The sequence below is a fragment of the Cryobacterium sp. MP_M3 genome, from assembly GCF_015752155.1.
Classification (GTDB): Bacteria; Actinomycetota; Actinomycetes; order Actinomycetales; family Microbacteriaceae; genus Cryobacterium.
On the sequence record NZ_JADOVI010000008.1, the window covers coordinates 142,006 to 161,420 of the forward strand.

A 19,415-nucleotide genomic window follows, 5' to 3' on the forward strand; every position below is an offset into this window, starting at 1 on the left:
CAAAGGCCGAGCAGGGAGTGCTTTCATGTCCACGCGTCCGCGAACAACAGCGGCCCCCAAGACCCGGGGGGTGCCGCAGGTTCCCATGCCGCCCACGAGGCCTGTGGAACGGGCCCCAGCCTCGCCATTGGCCGAAGATGCGACCGGCGAACGCTCGGTCGGTTTCTACCGTCAGATGATGCTCATTCGCCGGTTCGAGGAGCGAGCGGCACGGGCCTACACTCAAGCGATGATCGGCGGATACTGCCACCTGAACCTTGGCGAGGAAGCCGCAGTCGTCGGACTCATGGCGGCGCTTCGCCCGAGCGACTACCTCTTCACCAACTACCGCGAGCATGGCTACGCGATAACTCGCGGCATCCATCCCAATCGGGTGATGGCGGAGCTGTACGGCCGGGCCGACGGCGTGTCCAAAGGGTGGGGCGGGTCCATGCATATGTTCGATTTTGAGAAGCGGATGCTGGGCGGTTATGGCATCGTCGGCGGCCAGATCCCCCTCGCCACGGGAGCCGCCCTGGCCATCGACTATCGCAGTGGGGACGAGATCGTCCTGTGCACGATGGGCGACGGGACGACGAACATCGGGGCCTTCCACGAATCCCTGAACATAGCGTCACTCTGGAATCTGCCGATCGTGTACGTCGTCATCAACAACGCGCTCGGGATGGCCACGACGGTCGAGAAGTCTTCCGCGGAGCCTGATCTCTACAAGAGGGCATCCGCCTACCGGATGGCGTCCGAACGCGTCGATGGGCTCGATCCCATCGCCGTGTTCGAAGCGGCCGAACGAGCTGTCGCGATGGCTCGTGGCGGCAGGCCGTTCCTGCTCGAAGTCGTGACCGAGCGTCTCCGAGGGCACTCCGTCGTTGACCCCGCAAAGTACCGTTCAGCCGAAGAGATGGTCCAGGTGAAAGAGCGCGACCCGGTTCCGGCCTTTGCGGCGAAGCTCGTCGCGGACGGCCTGCTCGACGAGCAGGAATTGGCGTCCATCGACCAGGACGCAACCGCACAGGCGGCCGCGGCCGCGGCCTTTGCCGAAAACAGCGCATTCCCTGACGTGTCGACCCTCTTCGACTACACCTACGCCACACCCGTCGCAAACGACTCCCACCGGTTGCCGGGGCAACCTCTGTTCGAACCTGCACCAATCCCGGAGTACGGAGTCAGCCAATGAGCATCATGACCTACCGACAGGCACTGCACGACACTCTGCGCTCCGAAATGCACCGGGACGCGGACGTGTTCCTGATGGGCGAGGAAATCGGCCTCTTCGAAGGCGCCTACAAGATCACCGCCGGACTGCTCGACGAATTCGGTGAGAAGCGTGTGAGGGACACCTCGATCGCCGAAGAGGGCTTCACCGGCGCCGCCATCGGTGCCGCCATGCTCGGTCTCCGCCCCGTCGTCGAGATCATGACCATCAACTTCTCCCTGCTGGCGCTCGACCAGATCGTGAACCACGCTGCCAAGATCTACGGCATGTTCGGCGGGCAGGCCAGGGTTCCCCTGGTCATCCGCACGCCGGGCGGCGGTGGCCAGCAGCTGGGGGCGACCCACTCGCAGAACATTGAGCTCTTCTATGCTTTCGTGCCCGGGATGAAGGTCGTGGCGCCAAGCACACCCGCCGACGCCAAGGCGCTTCTGATCGCGGCGATTCGGGACGATGACCCGGTTCTCTTCCTGGAGAATCTGTCCTTGTACAACAACAAGGGGGAGGTGCCCGACGGTGACGTGCCGGCTGAGATCGGCAAAGCAGCCGTCACTCGTCAGGGGAGCGACATCACCCTGATCGGCTACTCGCGGATGGCCTATGTTGCGTCTCAGGTTGCGGAACAGCTCGCGGAGTCGGACGGCCTGGACATCGAGGTCATCGACCTGCGCAGCCTGCGCCCGCTCGACCGTGAAACCGTCGTGGAGTCTGTCAAGAAAACGCACGCCGCCGTCATCCTCGAGGATGATTGGCTGACCTACGGAATCGGCGCTGAGATCGCGGCGACAATCTCCGACGGCGCCTTCGACTATCTGGACGCGCCTGTTCGACGCGTCGCGATGGCCGAAGTGCCGCTGCCCTACTCAAGACCACTGGAGACAGCCGCGTTGCCGTCGGCCGATGACGTCATCGGCGCCATTCGCCAGACCCTCGACGCCGTCGGTCGCCGCCGCTACCCGATGGGTGCACAATCATGATCGAAATCACCATGCCCCGCCTTTCCGACACGATGGAGGAAGGCGCCATCGCCATCTGGCACAAGCAGCCCGGTGATCGAGTCGAGGTCGGCGACCTGCTCGTCGAGATCGAGACTGACAAAGCCACGATGGAATATGAAGCCTACGAAGCCGGCATGCTGTCCGAGCATCTTGTGCCGGAGGGCAAACTGGTCTCCATCGGCGTGCCCATCGCCCTGCTCGACGATGGCAGGCCGAGCACCGATCCCGCGCCAGGGGCGGCGCCCGCCGCCGCTGCCGGTTCTGCCGCGTCGGCCCCTGTCTTGGTGACCGAGGATGCCCCCGCGAGCCCTGTCTCGGCACTTGCTTCGGCCACCGGCAAAGCCTCCATGGAAAGTGATCGCCTCTTTGCGTCGCCCCTGGTGCGCAAGCTCGCACGGGAGCACCATCTCGACCTGAGTCAGGTGCGCGGCACGGGGCCCGGCGGTCGAATCATCCGGTCGGATACCGACGAACTGCTCGCGCAGGCGACGGGTTCCGGTCGTGGCGCGCTCAGCACATCGGTGACCGCTGCGCTCGCTCCGGAAACGTCCGCAGTCTCGCATGAGGTCGACGACAAGCGTTCATCCGAGGCCGTCCCGCTGAGCAATATGCGCCGCATCATCGCGCGACGGCTGGGCGAGAGCGCCCGCAGCATCCCGCACTTCTTCGTCACCGCCGCAGCGGACGCAGAGAATCTGGTGCAGCTGCGCACTGACCTGAACGCGCAGCTTGTTCTGGCCGGTCGACCGAAGGTGAGCATCAACGACCTGCTCATTCGGGCGAGCGCGCTCGCTTTGCGCGAGCAGCCTGAGGTGAACGCGTCCTATATCGATGACGCGAGCGGCGAGATGCTGGTGCATCACCGGGTCAACATCGGTGTGGCAGTCGCCTCCGCCAACGGCCTTGTTGTTCCCGTCATCGAGGACGCGGACCAGAAGACGGTCAGCCGGCTCGGCACGGAGGCCAGGGCCCTGGTCGTCCTGGCCAACGCCAAGAAGCTCACGCCGGCCCAGATGTCGGGCGGAACCTTCACGATCAGCAACCTCGGCATGTTCGGGGTGGAGCAATTCACCGCGATCATCAACCCTCCCGAAGGGGCGATCCTGGCTGTCGGCGGCACCGCTCCCGAAGCGGTCGTGGTGGGCGGTGAAATCGTCATCCGGCACAGGATGCGCTATACCCTGTCGGCGGACCATCGGATCATCGACGGCGCCGTGGCCGCGCAGTTCCTGCAGACCCTGTCCCGCCTGATCGAGAATCCGTGGACGATCATCGCCTGAGGCAGTCCGTCACTCCGGCACCGGCCGGGTTCAGCGAGTCGCCATGGTCTAGCCCTTTTTGGCGACGGTCATCAGGACCGTGGAATCTTCAATCGCGGCGAGGCTGTGGCGTGCATCAGGAACGATCAGGAGGTCCCCGGTGCGGCCTTCCCAGACGACGTCGCCCATTCTCAGCTGGACCCGCCCGCTGAGGACGTAAATTGTTGCCTCGCCCGGATTCTCATGCTCGCTCAGGGACCTCCCGTCGAGCAGGGCGATGACGGTTTGACGCAGGATCTTCTCGTGTCCCCCGAAGACCGTGTCGGCTGCGCGACCACTCGTGCTGTCGGTGGCGGCCTTGAGCTGTTGGCGAGCGAGCGCCTCGATCGAGATTTTCTGCACTGTTCAGTTCTCACTCTCTCGATCCGCCGGCGAAAGCCGGCGAATCGGGGTAATCGGCTTCCCACGGGCTCCACGAAGGTATCCGCCATCCCTCAGCGGCTGACGGACCATTGCGGTGAACACAGTCACCCACACGGCCAGGGCCACCCAGAGTGAGGCGGTCCCGATCTGTCCAACCAGTGGAAGCCTGTCGGCCTGGCCGAGATAGATGCCGGCGACGGCGTACATTCCGACCGGGAATGCGATGCTCCAGAGCGTCGCACCATAACTGAGGGGTAGGCGGCGTTTGACATGACGCCAGAACCCGACCGCGATGAGCACGGGGATGAGCCAGGTGGCGAACGCCCAAAACATGACGGAGATACCGCCGACAAGGCCTCTTGTCGCGCTCACCATCGGGGCGTCTGCCATCTCGACGATTCGTGCGCCCGCCAACACCGTGATCGCACAGGCGCCCATGGCTACCCAGTACGGAGCGTCTATGTCCTCCGGGCGTATTTCGTACAGCACCAGTCTCAAGGCGACGAAGACACCCACGGCTCCATAGAGGAAGATGCCCACAGACCAGGACAGGATGGCAAGGACCGCGAGCAATGCCCTGGCGTCCCCAGAGGCCGGCTCCAACGCGGCTGCCACGACGGCGACCGATTGGCTGGCGACGACCCAGATGAAACAGGTCCCGTTCGCGGCGCCGAGTACGGGCCGCGCCGTACGGCCCAGGACAGCGAGCCAGGGGACTGCATAGCCGAGCAGCAGCCAGGTGAGGCCGGAAACCCCCAGAAGGGTCGCGGCCGCCGTGAACCAGCCCTCGATGGCCAGGCGCGCGGCCAGGACATTCGTGCCGGCCACGAAAGTGAAGAATTGAAGGCCCCGGTGTGGATCGTGCAAGTCCTCGACGAAGGCCACACGATAGGCGACGAACCGCCATCCGGTCAGCAGGATCAGTACGAGGTAGGCCGTGGCACACACACCCATGAGGACGGCACTGAGCGTTCGGACGCCGATCAGGTGCATCCCGACCGAAATGATCCCGGTGGCCATGACCAGCGCGAAGTAGCCCGGAGGCATCCCGCGGATAGCGGAACCCACGCGCGTGCCATCCTCAGACGCCATCTTCACAGACTAGTGCTCTGCCTCGCCAGGCCTGGCTCAGCGGGAAGTCGAGGGTGGTGCGTAGCGGTAATACTCGATGCCCTCATCGTGGAAATCGGGCCCCCTCGACGTGCCGATGTGGTCGACCACAAATTCGTCGTCGGCGGGCGCCGCCGGGATCTCGCCGAAATGCCCGGTATGCAGAGCGAGATACTGCACCTCGGTGAGGTCGACCGGGTCGGCAAGCGCGCTGTCGAAGTTGATCAGGGCTGCGGCCTCCTGCCAGCCCGTGACAACGCGCATTGGCAGAGCCTCTGCGGCGTCCCCGCTTCCGTAGCCCAGGGCCAGCCAGGTTTGATCGGAGAGTTCTCGGCCCTCGGCTCTTGCCTGCTGCAGCCCGGAGGCGAGCCATGCCGGAAGAGCCGCCGTGTACAGGTTGCCCAGGTCACGCATGGCCTCGGAGCCGAGACCGAGCTTGTCCTCCACAAGTGTCGCCCAGAGCGCGGTGCCGCGCAGGTGCTGACGCAGCTGCCGGCTCAGGGGGAAGGCCTCGCCGGTGAAGCCGCCGAGGTCTGCTGTGTCAGCGGGGAAGGGAGAGGGATTCCGGAGCTCGGCAAGGAGGGTCTCCGCGTCGATGCCGGCGTCGGCACAATAGCCTCGCAACTGATCCTGGCCCGAATCCTCGTCGTCGGCGAGCGCGAACAGATAGGCCATCACCCAGCCGGTCGTCGGCATCTGGTGATACGGGCGGTGCATGAAGACGGCGTCGACCTTCTCGAAGAAGTCGACGCTGGGACCGCCGGCGCGTTTGCTGAGCATGTCGGACATCGCGTGATGGGTCGCGTCGATGTAACAGCTGGTCGAATACCGCCCGTTGAACACCGGCAGGTCCTGTACCTGTCCGTCTTCGCGTTCAGGCTGATTGCGAAAGCGGGCGAAGGGTTTGCGGAAGTCGGCCACGCGGTAATCGGAATCGCTGCCGGAGCCGGCCAGGTCCACTTCGAGCAGGCGCGCATCACTCTCCAGGAGCAGCGCGACGGCGCCAGCGCCCTGAGTCGGCTCACCGCTGCCCTCGAGCTCGTATTCGGCGATATCGGCGCAGACCACGATCGCCTGGCGTCCGGCGCCATCGGTCGCCAGGTAGCGCAGCGCCGCCTTCATCCCGTACACACCGCCGAGGCAGGCATGTTTGAATTCCGGCACCTCGCAGTTGCGCGCGAGTGCCGGCATGCCGTGGGCGAGGAGGGCCTCGTCGATCATGCCCTTGACGATGACGGCGCCCGCGGAGTTGTCGGTGCTGGATTCGGTACCGAGCGCCAGGAAGCCGACCTGGGTCGGGTCGATATCGTAGTCTCGGATAAGTCGCCAGACCGCGTTGGCGGCGAGCGTGTACATGCTCTGCCCTGGCCCGCGCATCCGGAAGCTGCGACCGACCACCTTCTGGATCTTCCTCCAGGGCTGGTCGTTCCACTCACACCAGGCGTGCAGCTGTACGCGGTACGGCGGGACGTACAGGGAGATACCGCTGATTCCAGGCGTCAAAAGTTCCACTTCACATTTCCTGTGCTCGGCTCGCCCAGATCGGGTCTCGAACGCACCTACCCATTATTCAGCGTTCGATCTGAGAAGCCAGCGGGGGAGGGGCGTGCGGCGCGAGAAGTGGGCGGCAAGCCACCCGCTAAAATTGAGAGAATTCGATCGGAGCTCCACTGTGGATGAAACTCTTGGCGGTGGCGCTACCGCTGTGGCGCGCGCACACAGCAATATCGCCCTGGTGAAGTACTGGGGCAAACGCGACGCCGCCCTGAACATCCCGGCGGTCGGCTCTATCTCGGTCACCCTGGAAGCGCTCTACACCGACACGCGGGTGACGTTTCGGCCCGATCTCGCGCACGACGAATTCTGGATCGACGGGTCCCGCAGCGACGCCACCCGGGTCAGTCGGGTGCTCGACCTGGTGCGCGCACGGGTGGGACACGAGCAGCGCGTCGTCGTCTCGTCGACGAATAACTTTCCGACCGGGGCGGGACTGGCTTCGTCGGCATCCGGGTTCGCGGCCCTGGCGGTGGCCGCGACCGGCGCGGCCGGTCTCGAACTGACCGACCGGGAATTGTCGATTTTGGCGCGCCGCGGCTCCGGCTCGGCGGCGCGGTCAATTCTCGGCGGATTTGCCGAGATGCACACCGGCGTCGCCGCGGATGGTTCGGACGCGTATGCCGAGCAGTTGCTCGGTGCGGCCGACTGGCCTGTGTCGGTCACCGTGGCCATCACCGAGCGCGGTGAGAAGTCGATCAACTCCACCGTCGGCATGGTCGAAAGCGCTGCCACCTCGCCGTTCTACCCGACCTGGCTCGACTCCGCCGCCGAGGACCTCTCCGAGATGCGTGCCGCCATCGCCGCCCGCGACTTTGCCCGGCTCGGGCAGCTCTCCGAATACAACTGCCTGAAGATGCACGCGCTGATGCTGACCACCCGACCTGCGCTCCTCTATTGGAACGCTGCGACCGTTGCCGCCTTGCATGCGGTGCGGGGCCTGCGCGCCGACGGCGTGCCGGCCTACTTCACCATCGACGCCGGCCCGCAGGTCAAGGTCCTCTCTCTGCCGGCCGACAGCGCGGTCGTTCAGGCAACCCTCGCGCTCGTCCCCGGGGTGCTCGAGGTGCGGGGGAGCACCCTCGGCCCCGGCGCTCACAGGTTGGCGTGACGGCGGTGCGAATCAGAACGTCCGCGCCCGGCAAACTATTCCTGCTCGGCGAGTATGCCGTGCTTGGAGGCGCGCCCGCGCTGCTCACGGCAGTCGACCGCCGTGTCGACGTGACTGTCGACGACTCGACCTCCGGCTCCTGGCACGTGAGTGCGCCCAACCTGGGGATCGAGAACCTGCCGCTCGGCACGGACGGAGAGCTGCCGAGCACGCTCGATTCCCGGGTGCGTTCGAGCCTTCGCGTCTTCGACGCGGTGAGGGAGGCCGTTCTGGCCCGAGCCCCGCGGCCGCCCCAGCGACTCGCGATCTCGATCGACAGCAGCGCTCTCTCCCGCGACGGCCACAAACTCGGGCTGGGGTCGAGCGCCGCCGTTGCCACGGCGCTGACCGCCGCGCTGTGCACCGCAGTGGGGCTGAACCAGGGACGGGCGTCGCTGTTCAGCCTCGCCGACGCGGCTCATCGGAGTGCGCAAGGTGGTGTCGGCAGTGGCGGCGACGTGGCCGCGAGCGTGTACGGAGGGCTGATCGGGTACAACCAGGGTGCCACCCCGCTGCCGCTCCACTGGCCGGGGGAATTACAGATGATGGCCGTGGTCACCGGTGAAGGCTCCCTGACGACCCGGCTGGTGGCCCGTGTGGCCGACTACGCGGCCGAAGATCCGGCCAGGCACCGCGCGGACATCGCCCGGCTGTCGGCCCTTTCCGAACGCGCTGAAGCTGCCTTGGCTGATCCCGACGGTTTCCTGAGGCTGGCCAACGAGTACTTCATAGCTCTCTCCCGGCTCGACGCGCATGCACTGGCCGGAATCGTGACCGAGCGCCACCGCGAATTGCACGAATTGGTGCGACGAGAGGGCGGCGCTTTCAAAACCAGCGGAGCGGGTGGCGGAGACATCGGCCTGGCGTTCAGCCACAGCGGGGAGCCCGCCGAACGACTCGCCGCGGCCCTCGCCCGGGCCGGGGCCTTGGTCGTCCCACTGGGTTTCCTCGCGGCCGGGCTGCAGGGAGATTGCACATCATGAGCCGGTCGCGCATCCCCGGGTTCTATCAGTTGTCGGTCGACAAGCGGCTGGAGCTCCTGCACGCACGCGGGGTGCTGGATGAGGCGGACTATGCCGCACTGCGCGAGGGAACGTACTCCCTCGATGTGGATACCGCCGACCGGCTGATCGAGAACGTGATCGGCGTGTTTTCGATGCCGATGGGGCTCGGCTTGAATTTTCGGATCAACGACCTCGACTACCTCGTACCGATGGTCGTCGAAGAACCGTCCATCATTGCCGCGGTGAGCTCCACCGCGAGACTCGTGCGGCAGGCCGGCGGTTTCACCAGCGTCGCGGATGAACCGATGCTCATCGGCCAGGTCCAGGTTGTGGACGTACCCGAACCCGAACGGGCGCGGTCAGCCGTGCTCAATCGCACGGCTGAGATCCTGCGGCTGGCCAATAGCGGACATCCGAACATGGTGGCGCGAGGCGGAGGCGCCCGAGGCGTCGAGGTGTTCTTCCGCGGGACGACAGCGCACAACGGCGAGCTGCTTGTCGTGCACCTGACCGTGGACACCCGGGATGCGATGGGCGCCAACCTCGTCAATTCGATGTGCGAACGAATCGCACCGCTGATCGAGGAGATCACCGAGGGGAGGGTGTTTCTACGCATTCTCTCGAATCTCACCGACCGGGCCCTGGTGCGTGCCCGCGCCGTCATTCCCCACGAACTGTTGGCGACCGGCGACTTTTCCGGTGAACGGGTTCGCGATGGGATCATCCTCGCCAACGAATTCGCCGCGATGGATGTCTACCGGGCGACCACGCACAACAAGGGCATCATGAACGGCATCGACGCCGTCTCGATCGCGACGGGCAACGACTGGCGGGCGATTGAAGCTGCCGCGCATGCCTACGCGGCCCGCGGGGAGGCTTACGCCCCCCTCTCCGGCTGGAGCGCCGGCGACAACGGCGACCTCGTCGGCGAGCTGACCATCCCGCTCAAGGTGGGTACGGTGGGCGGCCAGGTGGAGTCGAATCCGGCCGTGCGCCTGGCCCACACCATTCTCGGCGTCTCTTCTGCCCGCGAATTGGCCGAGGTGATGGGGGCGGTCGGCCTCGCCCAGAACCTGGCCGCACTCAAGGCCCTGTCCACCAACGGCATCCAGCACGGCCACATGCGGTTGCACGCGCGGGCGGTCGCGGTTGCCGCCGGGGCACGCGGCATCCGGTTCGATGAGGTCGTCGAACGGCTCCTCGCCGACGGGGAGATCAAGGTCTGGAAGGCACGTCAGATCATGGCTTCAGTCGACGAACGGGTCGAGCTCGCAGCGCCACAGACCCCGAATGCCCCCGGCACCAGTGCCGTGGCAGCATTGCCGGGAGCCCACGTCGGATACGGCAAGATCATCCTCCTGGGCGAGCATTCCGTCGTGTACGGCCGCCACGCGATTGCGGCGCCGATCGGTTTGTCCGTGCGGGCGGATGTCACCAGGGGATGGCCGACGAGCGAGCCCGTTATCGCTGACCGGGACGTCGATGGGACCGTTCGCGAACCCCTCCGGGAGGACCTCTCTCATCGAGTTGCGGGCCTGATCCTGGAGCGCCTCGGCGTGCCGGCTGCTGGATTGCGCGTTGACGTATTCTCCGACCTGCCCCGAGCAAGCGGCCTGGGCGCCTCCGCCGCATTCGCGGTGGCCGTGATCCGCGCGGTGGCGGCCTCCTTCGAGGTTCGGGTCAGCGACGCCGCCGTGTCGGAGCTCGCCTTTGAATGCGAGCAAATCGTGCATGGTACGCCGTCGGGTATCGACAACACCGTCGCAACCTTCGGGCGACCGATCCTGTTTCGAAAGACGGACGCCGGCGGGCCCGAAGTTGATGAAATCGTCACGCCCAACCCGATTCCGATCATCATCGGCCTCTCCGGAGTGAATTCGCTCACCTCGCACACTGTGGGGCTGGTGCGTTCGGCGTGGCAACGGAATCCGAGGCTCTACGATCCAATCTTCACCCAGATCGACGGGCTGGTATTGGCTGGCGTCGACGCTCTCCGACGCGGTGACATTGTGCAGCTGGGTGAGCTCATGAACATCAACCAGGGGTTACTCAACGCACTGCAGGTCTCGAGCCCGGAGATCGAGGAGCTCGTCGCGATCGCTCGGCGGTCCGGCGCGCTCGGGGCGAAGCTGACCGGGGGCGGAGGCGGCGGTGCCATGATCGCCGTCGCCGAACCCGGTGGCACCGAACCGATCATCGCGGCCATGCGCAGCGCCGGCTACATCACCTACCTGACCGAGATTCGCTAGCGTTTCGGGGTCCGGCCGGGCTCGGCTCGGTCAGCCCTCCGGGTAGAGCAGCGGGAGCTGCAGTGTCAGCCACGGACTGAACGCCCACGGCGTGGCGGCCACGGCGGCGACGAGCCGGGCTCGCTCCGCCCAACGCCACTCCATGACCTCGTCGGCGCGGGGAGCTATCTCCGACGCGGTGGTCGCGGTGAAGACCGGGCAGATCTCATTCTCCACAATTCCGGATGCGTCGACCGCGCGGTAGCGAAAATCGGGGAGCGCCGGGGTGAGAGTCTCGATCTCGATTCCCAGCTCATGCTCCGCCCGGCGCACAACGGCGTCCATCATCCCCTCGCCCGGCCCAGGGTGACCGCAGAACGAGTTCGTCCACACGCCAGGCCACGCCTTCTTGCTCAATGCCCGCCGGGTCACGAGGATGCGCCCGTCCTGGTCGAAGACATGACAAGAAAAAGCCAGGTGAAGCGGGGTATCGAGGTCGTGCACGAGAGCTTTGTCTGCCCTGCCGACGGGGGTGCCGTCTTCTGCGACCAGCACCACTGATTCCTTCACCACGTGTGTCCGTCCTCTGAAAAGTCCTTCACCAAATCTACGCCCGAGCCCGCGTGCCGAGCGCCGCGGCGAGGGGAACGATCGTGACGCAGCGGGACCACCCGCTCCTCTCGGGTAGATGCGAGCAGGCCTGACGCCTGTCGAAACGAGCAGTCGCTTCATTCCGGGCAAAAAAAATAGGCCGGACAACCGATATCGGTTGTCTCGACCTATTTCCCAAACGGAAGTTCGGAATACTCCGAACCTCTCTCTGTGCCCGAGGGGGGACTTGAACCCCCACGCCCATAAGGGCACTAGCACCTCAAGCTAGCGCGTCTGCCATTCCGCCACCCGGGCTGGTGCTTCGGCTGCCGTTGTCCGGCCGCCGAATAGATAATCTAGCACGGATTTCAGCACCCTCAGGCCGCGCCCGCCGTCCCCGGTATCCGGCACGGCCCGGTAGCGTGAAGGCCATGCTTTCCTCCGCTGAGAACACCCCGGCCACCCCCCGCCTGGACCTGACTGCCGAGATCGCCCGCGACCTCATCCGATTCGACACGACCAACTACGGGGAGGGCAACTCCAAAGGCGAGACGGATGCCGCGGAGTACGTCGCCGCCAACCTCCGCGCCCTCGGCCTCGCCCCGCAGCTGTTCGAGTCCGAACCAGGCCGCACGAGTGTCGTCGCTCGCGTTCCCGGTCGCGATTCGAGCCGGGGGGCCCTCGTGGTGCACGGTCATCTCGACGTCGTCCCGGCGGACCCCGAGGCCTGGTCGGTCGACCCGTTCGAGGGCGTGATCAAGGACGGCCTGCTCTGGGGCCGCGGAGCCGTGGACATGAAGAACATGGACGCGATGATCCTCGCCGCCCTGCAGGACATCCTCGGTGCGGGACAGCAGCCGGCCCGGGACCTGGTGGTGGCCTTCTTCGCCGACGAGGAAGCCGGGGGAGTGCTCGGGTCGCACTTCCTGGTCGACACGCATCCCGAACTCTTCACGGGGGCGACCGAGGCGATCAGCGAAGTCGGCGGGTACTCGATCACCCTCGGCGGCCAACGCGCCTATCTGCTGCAAACGGGTGAGAAAGCTCTCATCTGGGTCAAGCTCATCGCCCGCGGTGAGGCGGCCCACGGCTCCCGCCTGATCCACGCCAACGCGGTCACGCGCCTGGCCGAGGCGGTGGCCAGGGTGGGCAGGCGCGAGTGGCCGATCCGGCTCACCGACACCACGAGCGCGCTCCTGGCCGAACTGGCCAGGGTGCTCGGCGTCGACCCGCAGCGCGTCGGCCCCGACGAACTGGCACTGGCCACCGGCACGGCCTCCGGCTTCATCCAGGCGAGCCTGCGCACCACGACGAACCCCACGGTTCTGCACGCCGGCTACAAGCACAACGTCATCCCCGACCGCGCAGAGGCGCTGATCGACATCCGCACCCTGCCCGGCGACGAGGACAAGGTGCTGGCCGAGGTGGCCGAACTCGTGGGGCCCGACATCGAAATCGTCATCATGCACCGCGACATCGGCCTGGAAACCGAGTTCGGCGGACCGCTCGTCGACGCCGTCGTCGACACGCTCGGCCGGCACGACCCGGGCGCACCGGTGCTGCCGTACCTGCTCTCCGCCGGAACCGACAACAAGGCGCTCAGCACGCTGGGCATCAAGGGCTACGGGTTCGCCCCGCTGAAACTCCCAGCAGATCTTGATTTTCCGGCCATGTTCCACGGTGTCGACGAGCGGGTCCCACTCGACGCGTTAGTGTTTGGCAGGCAGGTCCTGACCGACCTGCTCTCTAACTACTGACAGCAAAGCGGGCGGCAAGTGAATCTCATCAACGCGATCATCCTCGGACTCGTCCAGGGGCTGACCGAGTTCCTACCGGTGTCCTCGAGCGCCCACATCCGCATCGTGGGCGAGTTCCTCGGCACCGGGGCCGACCCGGGGTCACGGTTCACCGCGATCATCCAGATCGGCACCGAAGCCGCCGTCGTGCTCTTCTTCTGGCGTGACATCGTGCGCATCATCGGCCAGTGGTTCCGCTCCCTCGTCGGCAAGGTGCCGCGCACCGACCCGGACGCCCGGATGGGCTGGCTGATCATCTTCGGCTCCCTGCCGATCATCGTTCTCGGACTGCTCTTCCAGGACCAGATCGAGTCCTCGCTCCGCAACCTGTGGATCACCGCGACCGTGCTGATCGTCTTCGGCGTCCTGCTCGGCATCGCCGACTACGTCGGCGCCAAGAAGCGCCGGCTCAAGGACATCACCGTCCGCCACGGCGTCGTCTACGGTTTCGCCCAGGCCCTCGCACTCATCCCCGGTGTGTCCCGCTCCGGCGGCACGATCACCGCCGGGCTGTTCATGGGTTACGAGCGGCGCGCCGCCGCCCGGTACGCCTTCCTGCTCGCCATCCCCGCGGTGCTCGGCAGCGGTTTCTACCAGATGTACAAGTCGATCGCACACCCGTGCCTCGCCGCCGCGACCAATTGCACCCCCGAGATCTTCGGCCCGTTCGAAACCCTTGTCGCCACGGTCATCGCCTTCGTCGTCGCCCTGTTCGTGATCGGGTTCTTCATGAACTACATCTCCAAGCGCAGCTTCCTCCCGTTCGTGATCTACCGGATCGCGCTCGGCCTGGCCCTGTTCGGCCTGCTGGCCACCAACACCATCGCCGCCTAGTTAGGCTGGTTCAATGCGCGCCTGGCAACGACCCGAGATCCCGCAACTCCCCGGCCAGTCCGGCGCACCGTGGCTGTACGACACGGCCACGGAGACCCTCGTGGAAGCGAAGCCGTCCGCTGCCGCCCGGCTCTACGTGTGCGGCATCACCCCGTACGACGCGACCCACCTCGGCCATGCGGCGACCTACCTGGCCTTCGACACGCTTCAGCGGGTCTGGCTCGACGCCGGCTACCGGGTCCATTACGCCCAGAACGTCACCGATGTCGACGACCCGCTTCTCGAACGCGCGACCGCGACCGGCGTCGACTGGCGCGAACTCGCCGCGTCGCAGGTCGAACTCTTCCGCGCCGACATGGAGGCGCTGGGAATCATCCCCCCGAACGACTACGTCGCCGTCACCGAAGTGATCGACGAGATCGCGGCGGCCGTGGCGCAGCTGTGGGATGCCGGGATCGCCTACGCGGTACCCACCGGCGATTCCATCGTCGACACCACGAAATTCGGCACGATCGGGTCCGCCGGTTCGGACATCTACTTCGACATCGCGGCGGCGGAGCGCCTGGTGCCGTGGACCCTGGGCGAGGAGAGCAACCTGGCCCGGCCCGAGATGCTCGCCCTGTCGGCGGAGCGTGGGGGAGACCCCGAGCGCCCGGGCAAACGAGACCCGCTCGACCCGCTGCTCTGGCGCGCCGCGCGGGCCGGCGAACCGTCCTGGCCCTCGTCGGTCGGCGCGGGGCGGCCCGGCTGGCACATCGAATGCTCCGTGATCGCGCTCAAGGAGCTCGGCACCGACTTCACGGTGCAGGGCGGCGGCAGCGACCTGGTCTTCCCGCACCATGACATGAGCGCCGGGCACGCCGCGGCGCTCTCCGGGCATCCGCTCGCCGGGGTGTACAGCCACACGGGAATGGTCGCCTACCAGGGCGAGAAGATGAGCAAGTCCCTCGGCAACCTGGTGCTCGTCTCCCGGCTCCGAGCAGCCGGAGTCGACCCGCGGGCCATCCGCCTCGCCCTGCTCGCCCAGCACTACCGCACCGACTGGGAATGGACCGACGCGCACCTGGACGCCGCAGCCGCCCGCCTGACGGAGTGGACCGCCGCGTTCGGCAGCGGGGCCCGTCCCGGCCCCATGGATGCCCGCGCGGTCATCGACGCGCTCCGTGCCGCGCTGGTCGCCGACCTCGACACCCCGGGTGCCCTGGCTGTGCTCGACGTCGCGGCCGCCGAGGCCGTCGACAATCCGGCGTCGGTGGCCCTGGCCGTGGCCGCGCTGCTCGGCGTGGCGCTCTAGCCTGACGGTTCCGGCCTGGCCCGTGAGGCTCGCCGGCTCCCCCCGGCCGCCGTCGGCTCAGGGCTCGGCTCAGGGCTCGGCTCAGGGCTCGGCTCAGGGCTGGCGGGGTCCCTCGGGGCCCGGCCGTCCGTCGGCTCGACCGTCCGCGCGGCCGTCCCGTCCGTCGCCGCGTTTGCGAAGGTACTTCTCGAACTCCTGGGCGATCGCCTCGCCGCTGGCCTCCGGGGAATCGACGGTGTCCCTGGCCTGCTCCAGCTGGGCGATGTACGCCGCCATCTCCTCATCTTCCCCGGCGAGCACATCGATCCCGCTCTGCCATTCCGCGGCCTCGTTGACGAGGTCACCCCGGGGGATGACCACGTCGATGATCTCCTCGAGCTTGTCGATCAGGGCCAGCATCGCCTTGGGCGACGGCGCGTTGTGCACGTAGTGAGGCACGGATGCCCAGATCGAGAGGGTGGGGATGCCCACCGCCTCGGCGGCGATCGCGAGCACACTGAGGATGCCGACCGGGCCCTCATAGGAGCTGCGTTCGATCTGCAGCTCGGCCCGTACCTGCGGGTTGTCACTGGACACGAAGATCGAGATCGGCCGGGTGTGCGGCACATCCGCGAGCATCGCACCGAGGAACACGATCCCGCCCACGTCCGCGGCCAGCGCCGCGTCGAGGATCTCCGACGCGAAGCTCTTCCAGCTGCGCGAGGGCTCCGTGCCGAGGAGCAGGTAGATGTTCCCGGCGTTCGTGCCGCTCACCCGCAACTGGGCGTCGTCGGCCAGCGGGACAGCCGACTCGCCGGGGGTGGTCGGCCCGTACATGATCGCGCTCGGCCACTCGAGCACCCGGATGCCGTCCTCCCCGGTGGAGATGGTCGGACGGTTGAACTGGTAGTCGAAGTAGGTCTCGGGGTCGATTTCCGCGATGGGGGACACGTCGAGCAGTTCCTTCAAGGTGCCCACCGCACCGGTGGCGGCCTCGCCCGCGTCGTTCCAGCCCTCGAACGCGACCACAAGGAGTCGTTCGCTGAGGAATCCGTTGGAGTCTGTCACTGCCTGAAACCTCGATCCCGGGGGCGCGCCACCCGGCGCACCATCAGTTAAGGATAGGCCGTGCCCTCTACACTTGGACTCCGTGCACCCGATCCGACCCGAATCCCTCCTGCCTGCGGCCGTGCTCTGGGACATGGACGGGACGATCGTCGACTCAGAGCCGTACTGGATGCGCGCCGAGACCGAACTCGTCGAATCCTTCGGTGGCGTCTGGACGCACAGCGACGGCATGCTGCTCGTGGGCTCCGGCCTGTGGGGGTCCGCTTCGATCCTGCAGGGCCGTGGGGTCGACCTGGACGCCGACGCGATCGTCAACTGGCTCACCGACCGGGTCCAGGAACTCCTGCGCGACTTCGGCCCGCCGTGGCGCCCGGGAGCCCTGCCCCTGCTCACCGAACTCAAGAGCGCCGGCGTGCCGATGGCGCTCGTCACCATGTCCACCGAACGGATGGCCCGACAGGTCGCCGACCTGGTCGGGTTCAGGGCCTTCGACACGATCGTCGCGGGCGACATGGTCACCAAAAGCAAACCGCACCCTGAGGCCTATCTCTCCGCGGCCGGGCACCTGGGCGTCGACCCGGTCCGGTGCATCGCCGTCGAGGACTCCCTGCCGGGGATAGCCGCGGCCGTCGCCTCCGGCGCGGTCGTCATCGGCGTGCCCCACATGATCCCCCTCCCTGAGAGCGCCCACTACGATCTGTGGCCGTCCCTTTCCGGGCGGTCCCTGGCGGGCTTCACCGCCGTGTTCGGCGAGCGGCGCGGCCGCCCCGGACGCACACCGATTCAGCCCGATCCCGAATCGGCCGACAACGAGGACGTAAGCAACGCATGAGCGACAACCAGGTCATCCAGAACAGCGGGCCGTTCAGGATCGGCGACCGCGTGCAGCTGACCGGCCCCAAGAACAAGCTGAACACGATCACGCTCGAACCGGGCAAGGTCTTCCACACCCACCGGGGCATCCTCGCCCACGATGACATCATCGGGCTTCCGGACGGGTCAGTCGTCACCAACAACGTCGGTGTCGAACATCTCGCCCTGCGCCCGCTCCTGATCGATTTCGTCATGTCGATGCCCCGCGGTGCCGCCATCATCTACCCGAAGGACGCGGCACAGATCCTCGCGCAGGCCGACATCTTCCCGGGCGCCACCGTCGTCGAAGCCGGCGTGGGTTCCGGCGCGCTGTCCATCTGGCTGCTCCGGGCAATCGGCCCCGCAGGCCGGCTCGCCTCCTTCGAACGCCGCGCGGAGTTCGCCGATGTGGCCAGGGACAACGTGGCCACATTCCTCGGCGCCGACCCGGAGAACTGGTCGATCACGCTCGGCGACCTGGCCGATACCCTGCCGGAGACGATGCCTGACCAGAGCGTCGACCGGGTGGTGCTCGACATGCTCGCCCCGTGGGAGTGCCTCGAGGTCGTGTCCGCCGCCCTCAAGCCCGGCGGAGTGCTGCTCTGCTACGTGGCCACGGTGACCCAGCTCTCGCGGGTGGCGGAAGCCATCCGTGCGACCGGCCAGTACACGAACCCCGACTCGCACGAGACCATGGTGCGCGGCTGGCACGTCGAGGGACTCGCCGTGCGTCCCGACCACCGGATGATCGGCCACACCGGATTCCTGATCACCGCCAGGCGGCTCGCGCCCGACACCATCCTTCCCGAGCTCAAACGCCGCCCGTCGAAGACGGACTTCTCCGACGCCGACGTGGAAGCCTGGACACCCGGCGCTCTCGGCGAACGCAGCGTCAGCCCCAAGGTGATGCGCAAGCGGGTGCGGATCGCCGAGACCGGGGCGGCCCTCTCCAAGGCGCGCAACCTGGCCGGCGAGCAACCGGAGTCCGGCCGGCCCGACGCCGGTTAGGATTGGCTCCGGCCACGATTCGCCACCCGATTCCCCGCACCACCCGGACTTCCCCGAGAAATGAGAACCCGTGCGTAGAGCTCCTGCACTCGTCGCAACCGCAGCGCTGTTGATGACCGTCCTCAGCGGTTGCAGCGCCGGAGACTCCGCCGGGTCGTGCCAGTCTCCGGTCACGGACGGCGCGGCGGCCAGGCTGGTCACGGTCACCGGCAAGGCCGGCAGCGCGCCGACGGTCGACTTCCCGACACCGCTGAAGGCCAAGACGACCCAGCGCAGCGAGATCCTCCCCGGCACCGGTGCCGGCCTGGTCCCCGGACAGCAGGTCAAGATCGAACTGTCCGTCTACAACGGCACCTCGGGCAAGGTCATCAACGAGAGCAAGTACGACGCCTCCAGCGCCACCACCTTCGTGCTCAACGACAAGACGATCAAGGGCCTCGCCGAGGGCCTCCAGTGCGCGCAGGTCGGGTCCCGCGTCGCCGTGGTCGTCTCGCCCGACGACGCGTTCGGACCCCAGGGCGGCAACGCTCAGATCGGCGTCGGCAAGGACGACAGCCTGGTCTTCGTCCTCGACGTGGTCAAGTCCTACCTGCCGCGGGCGAACGGAACGGACCAGCCCGTCGCGAACGGTCTGCCCGGGGTCGTGCTCGCCGCGGACGGCACGCCCGGCATCACCATCCCGTCCGGCGCCGCCCCGAAGAAACAGCAGATCGGCGTGCTGAAGAAGGGCACCGGCCCGAAGGTGGCCGAGGGCGACACGGTGACCGTGCACTACACCGGTGTGCTCTGGTCCGAGAAGACCGTGTTCGACTCCAGCTGGGCCAAGGGCGGCCCGGTGCAGTTCCTCGCCGCGGACGGGTCCAAGACCCAGGGCGGCATCATCCCCGGGTTCGCGAAGGCCCTCATCGGCCAGACCGTCGGTTCGCAGGTCGTCACGGTGATCCCTCCGGACCAGGGCTACGGCGACACCGCCCAGGCCTCGATCCCGGCCGGGTCGACGCTCGTCTTCGTCGCCGACATCCTCGGGATCGGCTGAGCGGGAGGCGCAGGCGGCGGT

General features: G+C 67.1%; 17 protein-coding genes and 1 tRNA gene. 12 read left to right on the plus strand and 6 right to left on the minus strand.

The features are described from left to right. Positions 1 to 127 precede the first annotated feature (127 nt). The 3 genes from pdhA to IWX89_RS11140 are packed head-to-tail and all read left to right on the plus strand — an operon-like array spanning position 128 to position 3,488. Positions 128 to 1,174, plus strand: a complete 1,047-nt coding sequence (pdhA, locus tag IWX89_RS11130) for a pyruvate dehydrogenase (acetyl-transferring) E1 component subunit alpha (protein ID WP_231383165.1) — start codon at positions 128 to 130, stop codon at positions 1,172 to 1,174. Then, the gene (locus tag IWX89_RS11135) at positions 1,171 to 2,187 is read left to right on the plus strand and encodes an alpha-ketoacid dehydrogenase subunit beta (RefSeq protein ID WP_196903624.1); all 1,017 of its coding nucleotides are present in this window, start codon (positions 1,171 to 1,173) and stop codon (positions 2,185 to 2,187) included. The genes pdhA and IWX89_RS11135 overlap by 4 nt, the downstream gene beginning before the upstream one ends. Further along, positions 2,184 to 3,488 (plus strand): dihydrolipoamide acetyltransferase family protein, encoded by a 1,305-nt coding sequence (locus tag IWX89_RS11140; protein ID WP_196903625.1) that lies wholly within the window; start codon positions 2,184 to 2,186, stop codon positions 3,486 to 3,488. The genes IWX89_RS11135 and IWX89_RS11140 overlap by 4 nt, the downstream gene beginning before the upstream one ends. A gap of 48 nt (positions 3,489 to 3,536) precedes the next feature. On the opposite strand, the gene IWX89_RS11145 is transcribed toward IWX89_RS11140, so the two are convergent. The 3 genes from IWX89_RS11145 to IWX89_RS11155 are packed head-to-tail and all read right to left on the minus strand — an operon-like array spanning position 3,537 to position 6,512. Next, positions 3,537 to 3,869 carry a cupin domain-containing protein gene (locus tag IWX89_RS11145; RefSeq protein WP_196903626.1) on the minus strand — a complete coding sequence of 111 codons (333 nt, stop codon included), beginning with the start codon at positions 3,867 to 3,869 and terminating at the stop codon, positions 3,537 to 3,539. Between the two features lie 3 nt (positions 3,870 to 3,872). Continuing rightward, on the minus strand, positions 3,873 to 4,982 hold the full coding sequence (locus IWX89_RS11150; RefSeq protein WP_196903627.1) for a tellurite resistance/C4-dicarboxylate transporter family protein: 1,110 nt from the start codon (positions 4,980 to 4,982) through the stop codon (positions 3,873 to 3,875). A 36-nt stretch (positions 4,983 to 5,018) separates the two neighbouring features. Continuing rightward, a complete protein-coding gene (locus IWX89_RS11155; protein ID WP_196903628.1) occupies positions 5,019 to 6,512 on the minus strand; it encodes a hypothetical protein in 1,494 nt (497 codons plus the stop codon). A gap of 94 nt (positions 6,513 to 6,606) precedes the next feature. On the opposite strand from IWX89_RS11155, the gene mvaD reads away from it, so the two are divergent. Genes mvaD through IWX89_RS11170 form a run of 3 tightly spaced genes read left to right on the plus strand, consistent with a single transcriptional unit; the run spans position 6,607 to position 10,957 of the window. Then, positions 6,607 to 7,665, plus strand: a complete 1,059-nt coding sequence (gene mvaD, locus IWX89_RS11160; protein WP_196903629.1) for a diphosphomevalonate decarboxylase — start codon at positions 6,607 to 6,609, stop codon at positions 7,663 to 7,665. Between the two features lie 5 nt (positions 7,666 to 7,670). Next, a complete protein-coding gene (locus tag IWX89_RS18520; RefSeq protein WP_196903630.1) occupies positions 7,671 to 8,687 on the plus strand; it encodes a mevalonate kinase in 1,017 nt (338 codons plus the stop codon). Further along, positions 8,684 to 10,957: a hydroxymethylglutaryl-CoA reductase, degradative gene (locus IWX89_RS11170; protein ID WP_196903631.1), complete on the plus strand. Its 2,274-nt coding sequence runs from the start codon at positions 8,684 to 8,686 to the stop codon at positions 10,955 to 10,957. The genes IWX89_RS18520 and IWX89_RS11170 overlap by 4 nt, the downstream gene beginning before the upstream one ends. A 30-nt stretch (positions 10,958 to 10,987) precedes the next feature. On the opposite strand, the gene idi is transcribed toward IWX89_RS11170, so the two are convergent. Together idi and IWX89_RS11180 are read right to left on the minus strand one after the other, a co-directional pair. After that, positions 10,988 to 11,491: an isopentenyl-diphosphate Delta-isomerase gene (gene idi, locus IWX89_RS11175; RefSeq protein ID WP_307836518.1), complete on the minus strand. Its 504-nt coding sequence runs from the start codon at positions 11,489 to 11,491 to the stop codon at positions 10,988 to 10,990. Between the two features lie 268 nt (positions 11,492 to 11,759). Continuing rightward, positions 11,760 to 11,842: transfer RNA gene (locus IWX89_RS11180), tRNA-Leu, on the minus strand. A gap of 116 nt (positions 11,843 to 11,958) precedes the next feature. Here IWX89_RS11180 and IWX89_RS11185 point away from each other — a divergent pair. Genes IWX89_RS11185 through mshC form a run of 3 tightly spaced genes read left to right on the plus strand, consistent with a single transcriptional unit; the run spans position 11,959 to position 15,451 of the window. After that, positions 11,959 to 13,284, plus strand: coding sequence for a M20/M25/M40 family metallo-hydrolase (locus IWX89_RS11185; protein WP_196903633.1), 1,326 nt, complete (start codon positions 11,959 to 11,961; stop codon positions 13,282 to 13,284). Between the two features lie 18 nt (positions 13,285 to 13,302). Continuing rightward, entirely contained in the window at positions 13,303 to 14,157 is an 855-nt protein-coding gene (locus tag IWX89_RS11190) for an undecaprenyl-diphosphate phosphatase (RefSeq protein WP_196903634.1), read from the plus strand. Positions 14,158 to 14,170: 13 nt separating this feature from the next. Then, positions 14,171 to 15,451 (plus strand): cysteine--1-D-myo-inosityl 2-amino-2-deoxy-alpha-D-glucopyranoside ligase, encoded by a 1,281-nt coding sequence (gene mshC, locus IWX89_RS11195; protein WP_196903635.1) that lies wholly within the window; start codon positions 14,171 to 14,173, stop codon positions 15,449 to 15,451. Positions 15,452 to 15,544: 93 nt separating this feature from the next. On the opposite strand, the gene IWX89_RS11200 is transcribed toward mshC, so the two are convergent. Continuing rightward, complete coding sequence (locus tag IWX89_RS11200; RefSeq protein ID WP_307836519.1) at positions 15,545 to 16,498, minus strand: PAC2 family protein; 954 nt, start codon at positions 16,496 to 16,498, stop codon at positions 15,545 to 15,547. An 82-nt stretch (positions 16,499 to 16,580) separates the two neighbouring features. On the opposite strand from IWX89_RS11200, the gene IWX89_RS11205 reads away from it, so the two are divergent. From IWX89_RS11205 to IWX89_RS11215, 3 genes are all read left to right on the plus strand, one after another. Next, positions 16,581 to 17,330 carry an HAD family phosphatase gene (locus IWX89_RS11205; RefSeq protein WP_307836520.1) on the plus strand — a complete coding sequence of 250 codons (750 nt, stop codon included), beginning with the start codon at positions 16,581 to 16,583 and terminating at the stop codon, positions 17,328 to 17,330. Then, positions 17,327 to 18,358 carry a tRNA (adenine-N1)-methyltransferase gene (locus IWX89_RS11210; RefSeq protein WP_196903637.1) on the plus strand — a complete coding sequence of 344 codons (1,032 nt, stop codon included), beginning with the start codon at positions 17,327 to 17,329 and terminating at the stop codon, positions 18,356 to 18,358. The genes IWX89_RS11205 and IWX89_RS11210 overlap by 4 nt, the downstream gene beginning before the upstream one ends. Positions 18,359 to 18,428: 70 nt before the next feature. Beyond that, complete coding sequence (locus IWX89_RS11215; protein WP_196903638.1) at positions 18,429 to 19,394, plus strand: FKBP-type peptidyl-prolyl cis-trans isomerase; 966 nt, start codon at positions 18,429 to 18,431, stop codon at positions 19,392 to 19,394. Positions 19,395 to 19,415 lie beyond the last annotated feature (21 nt).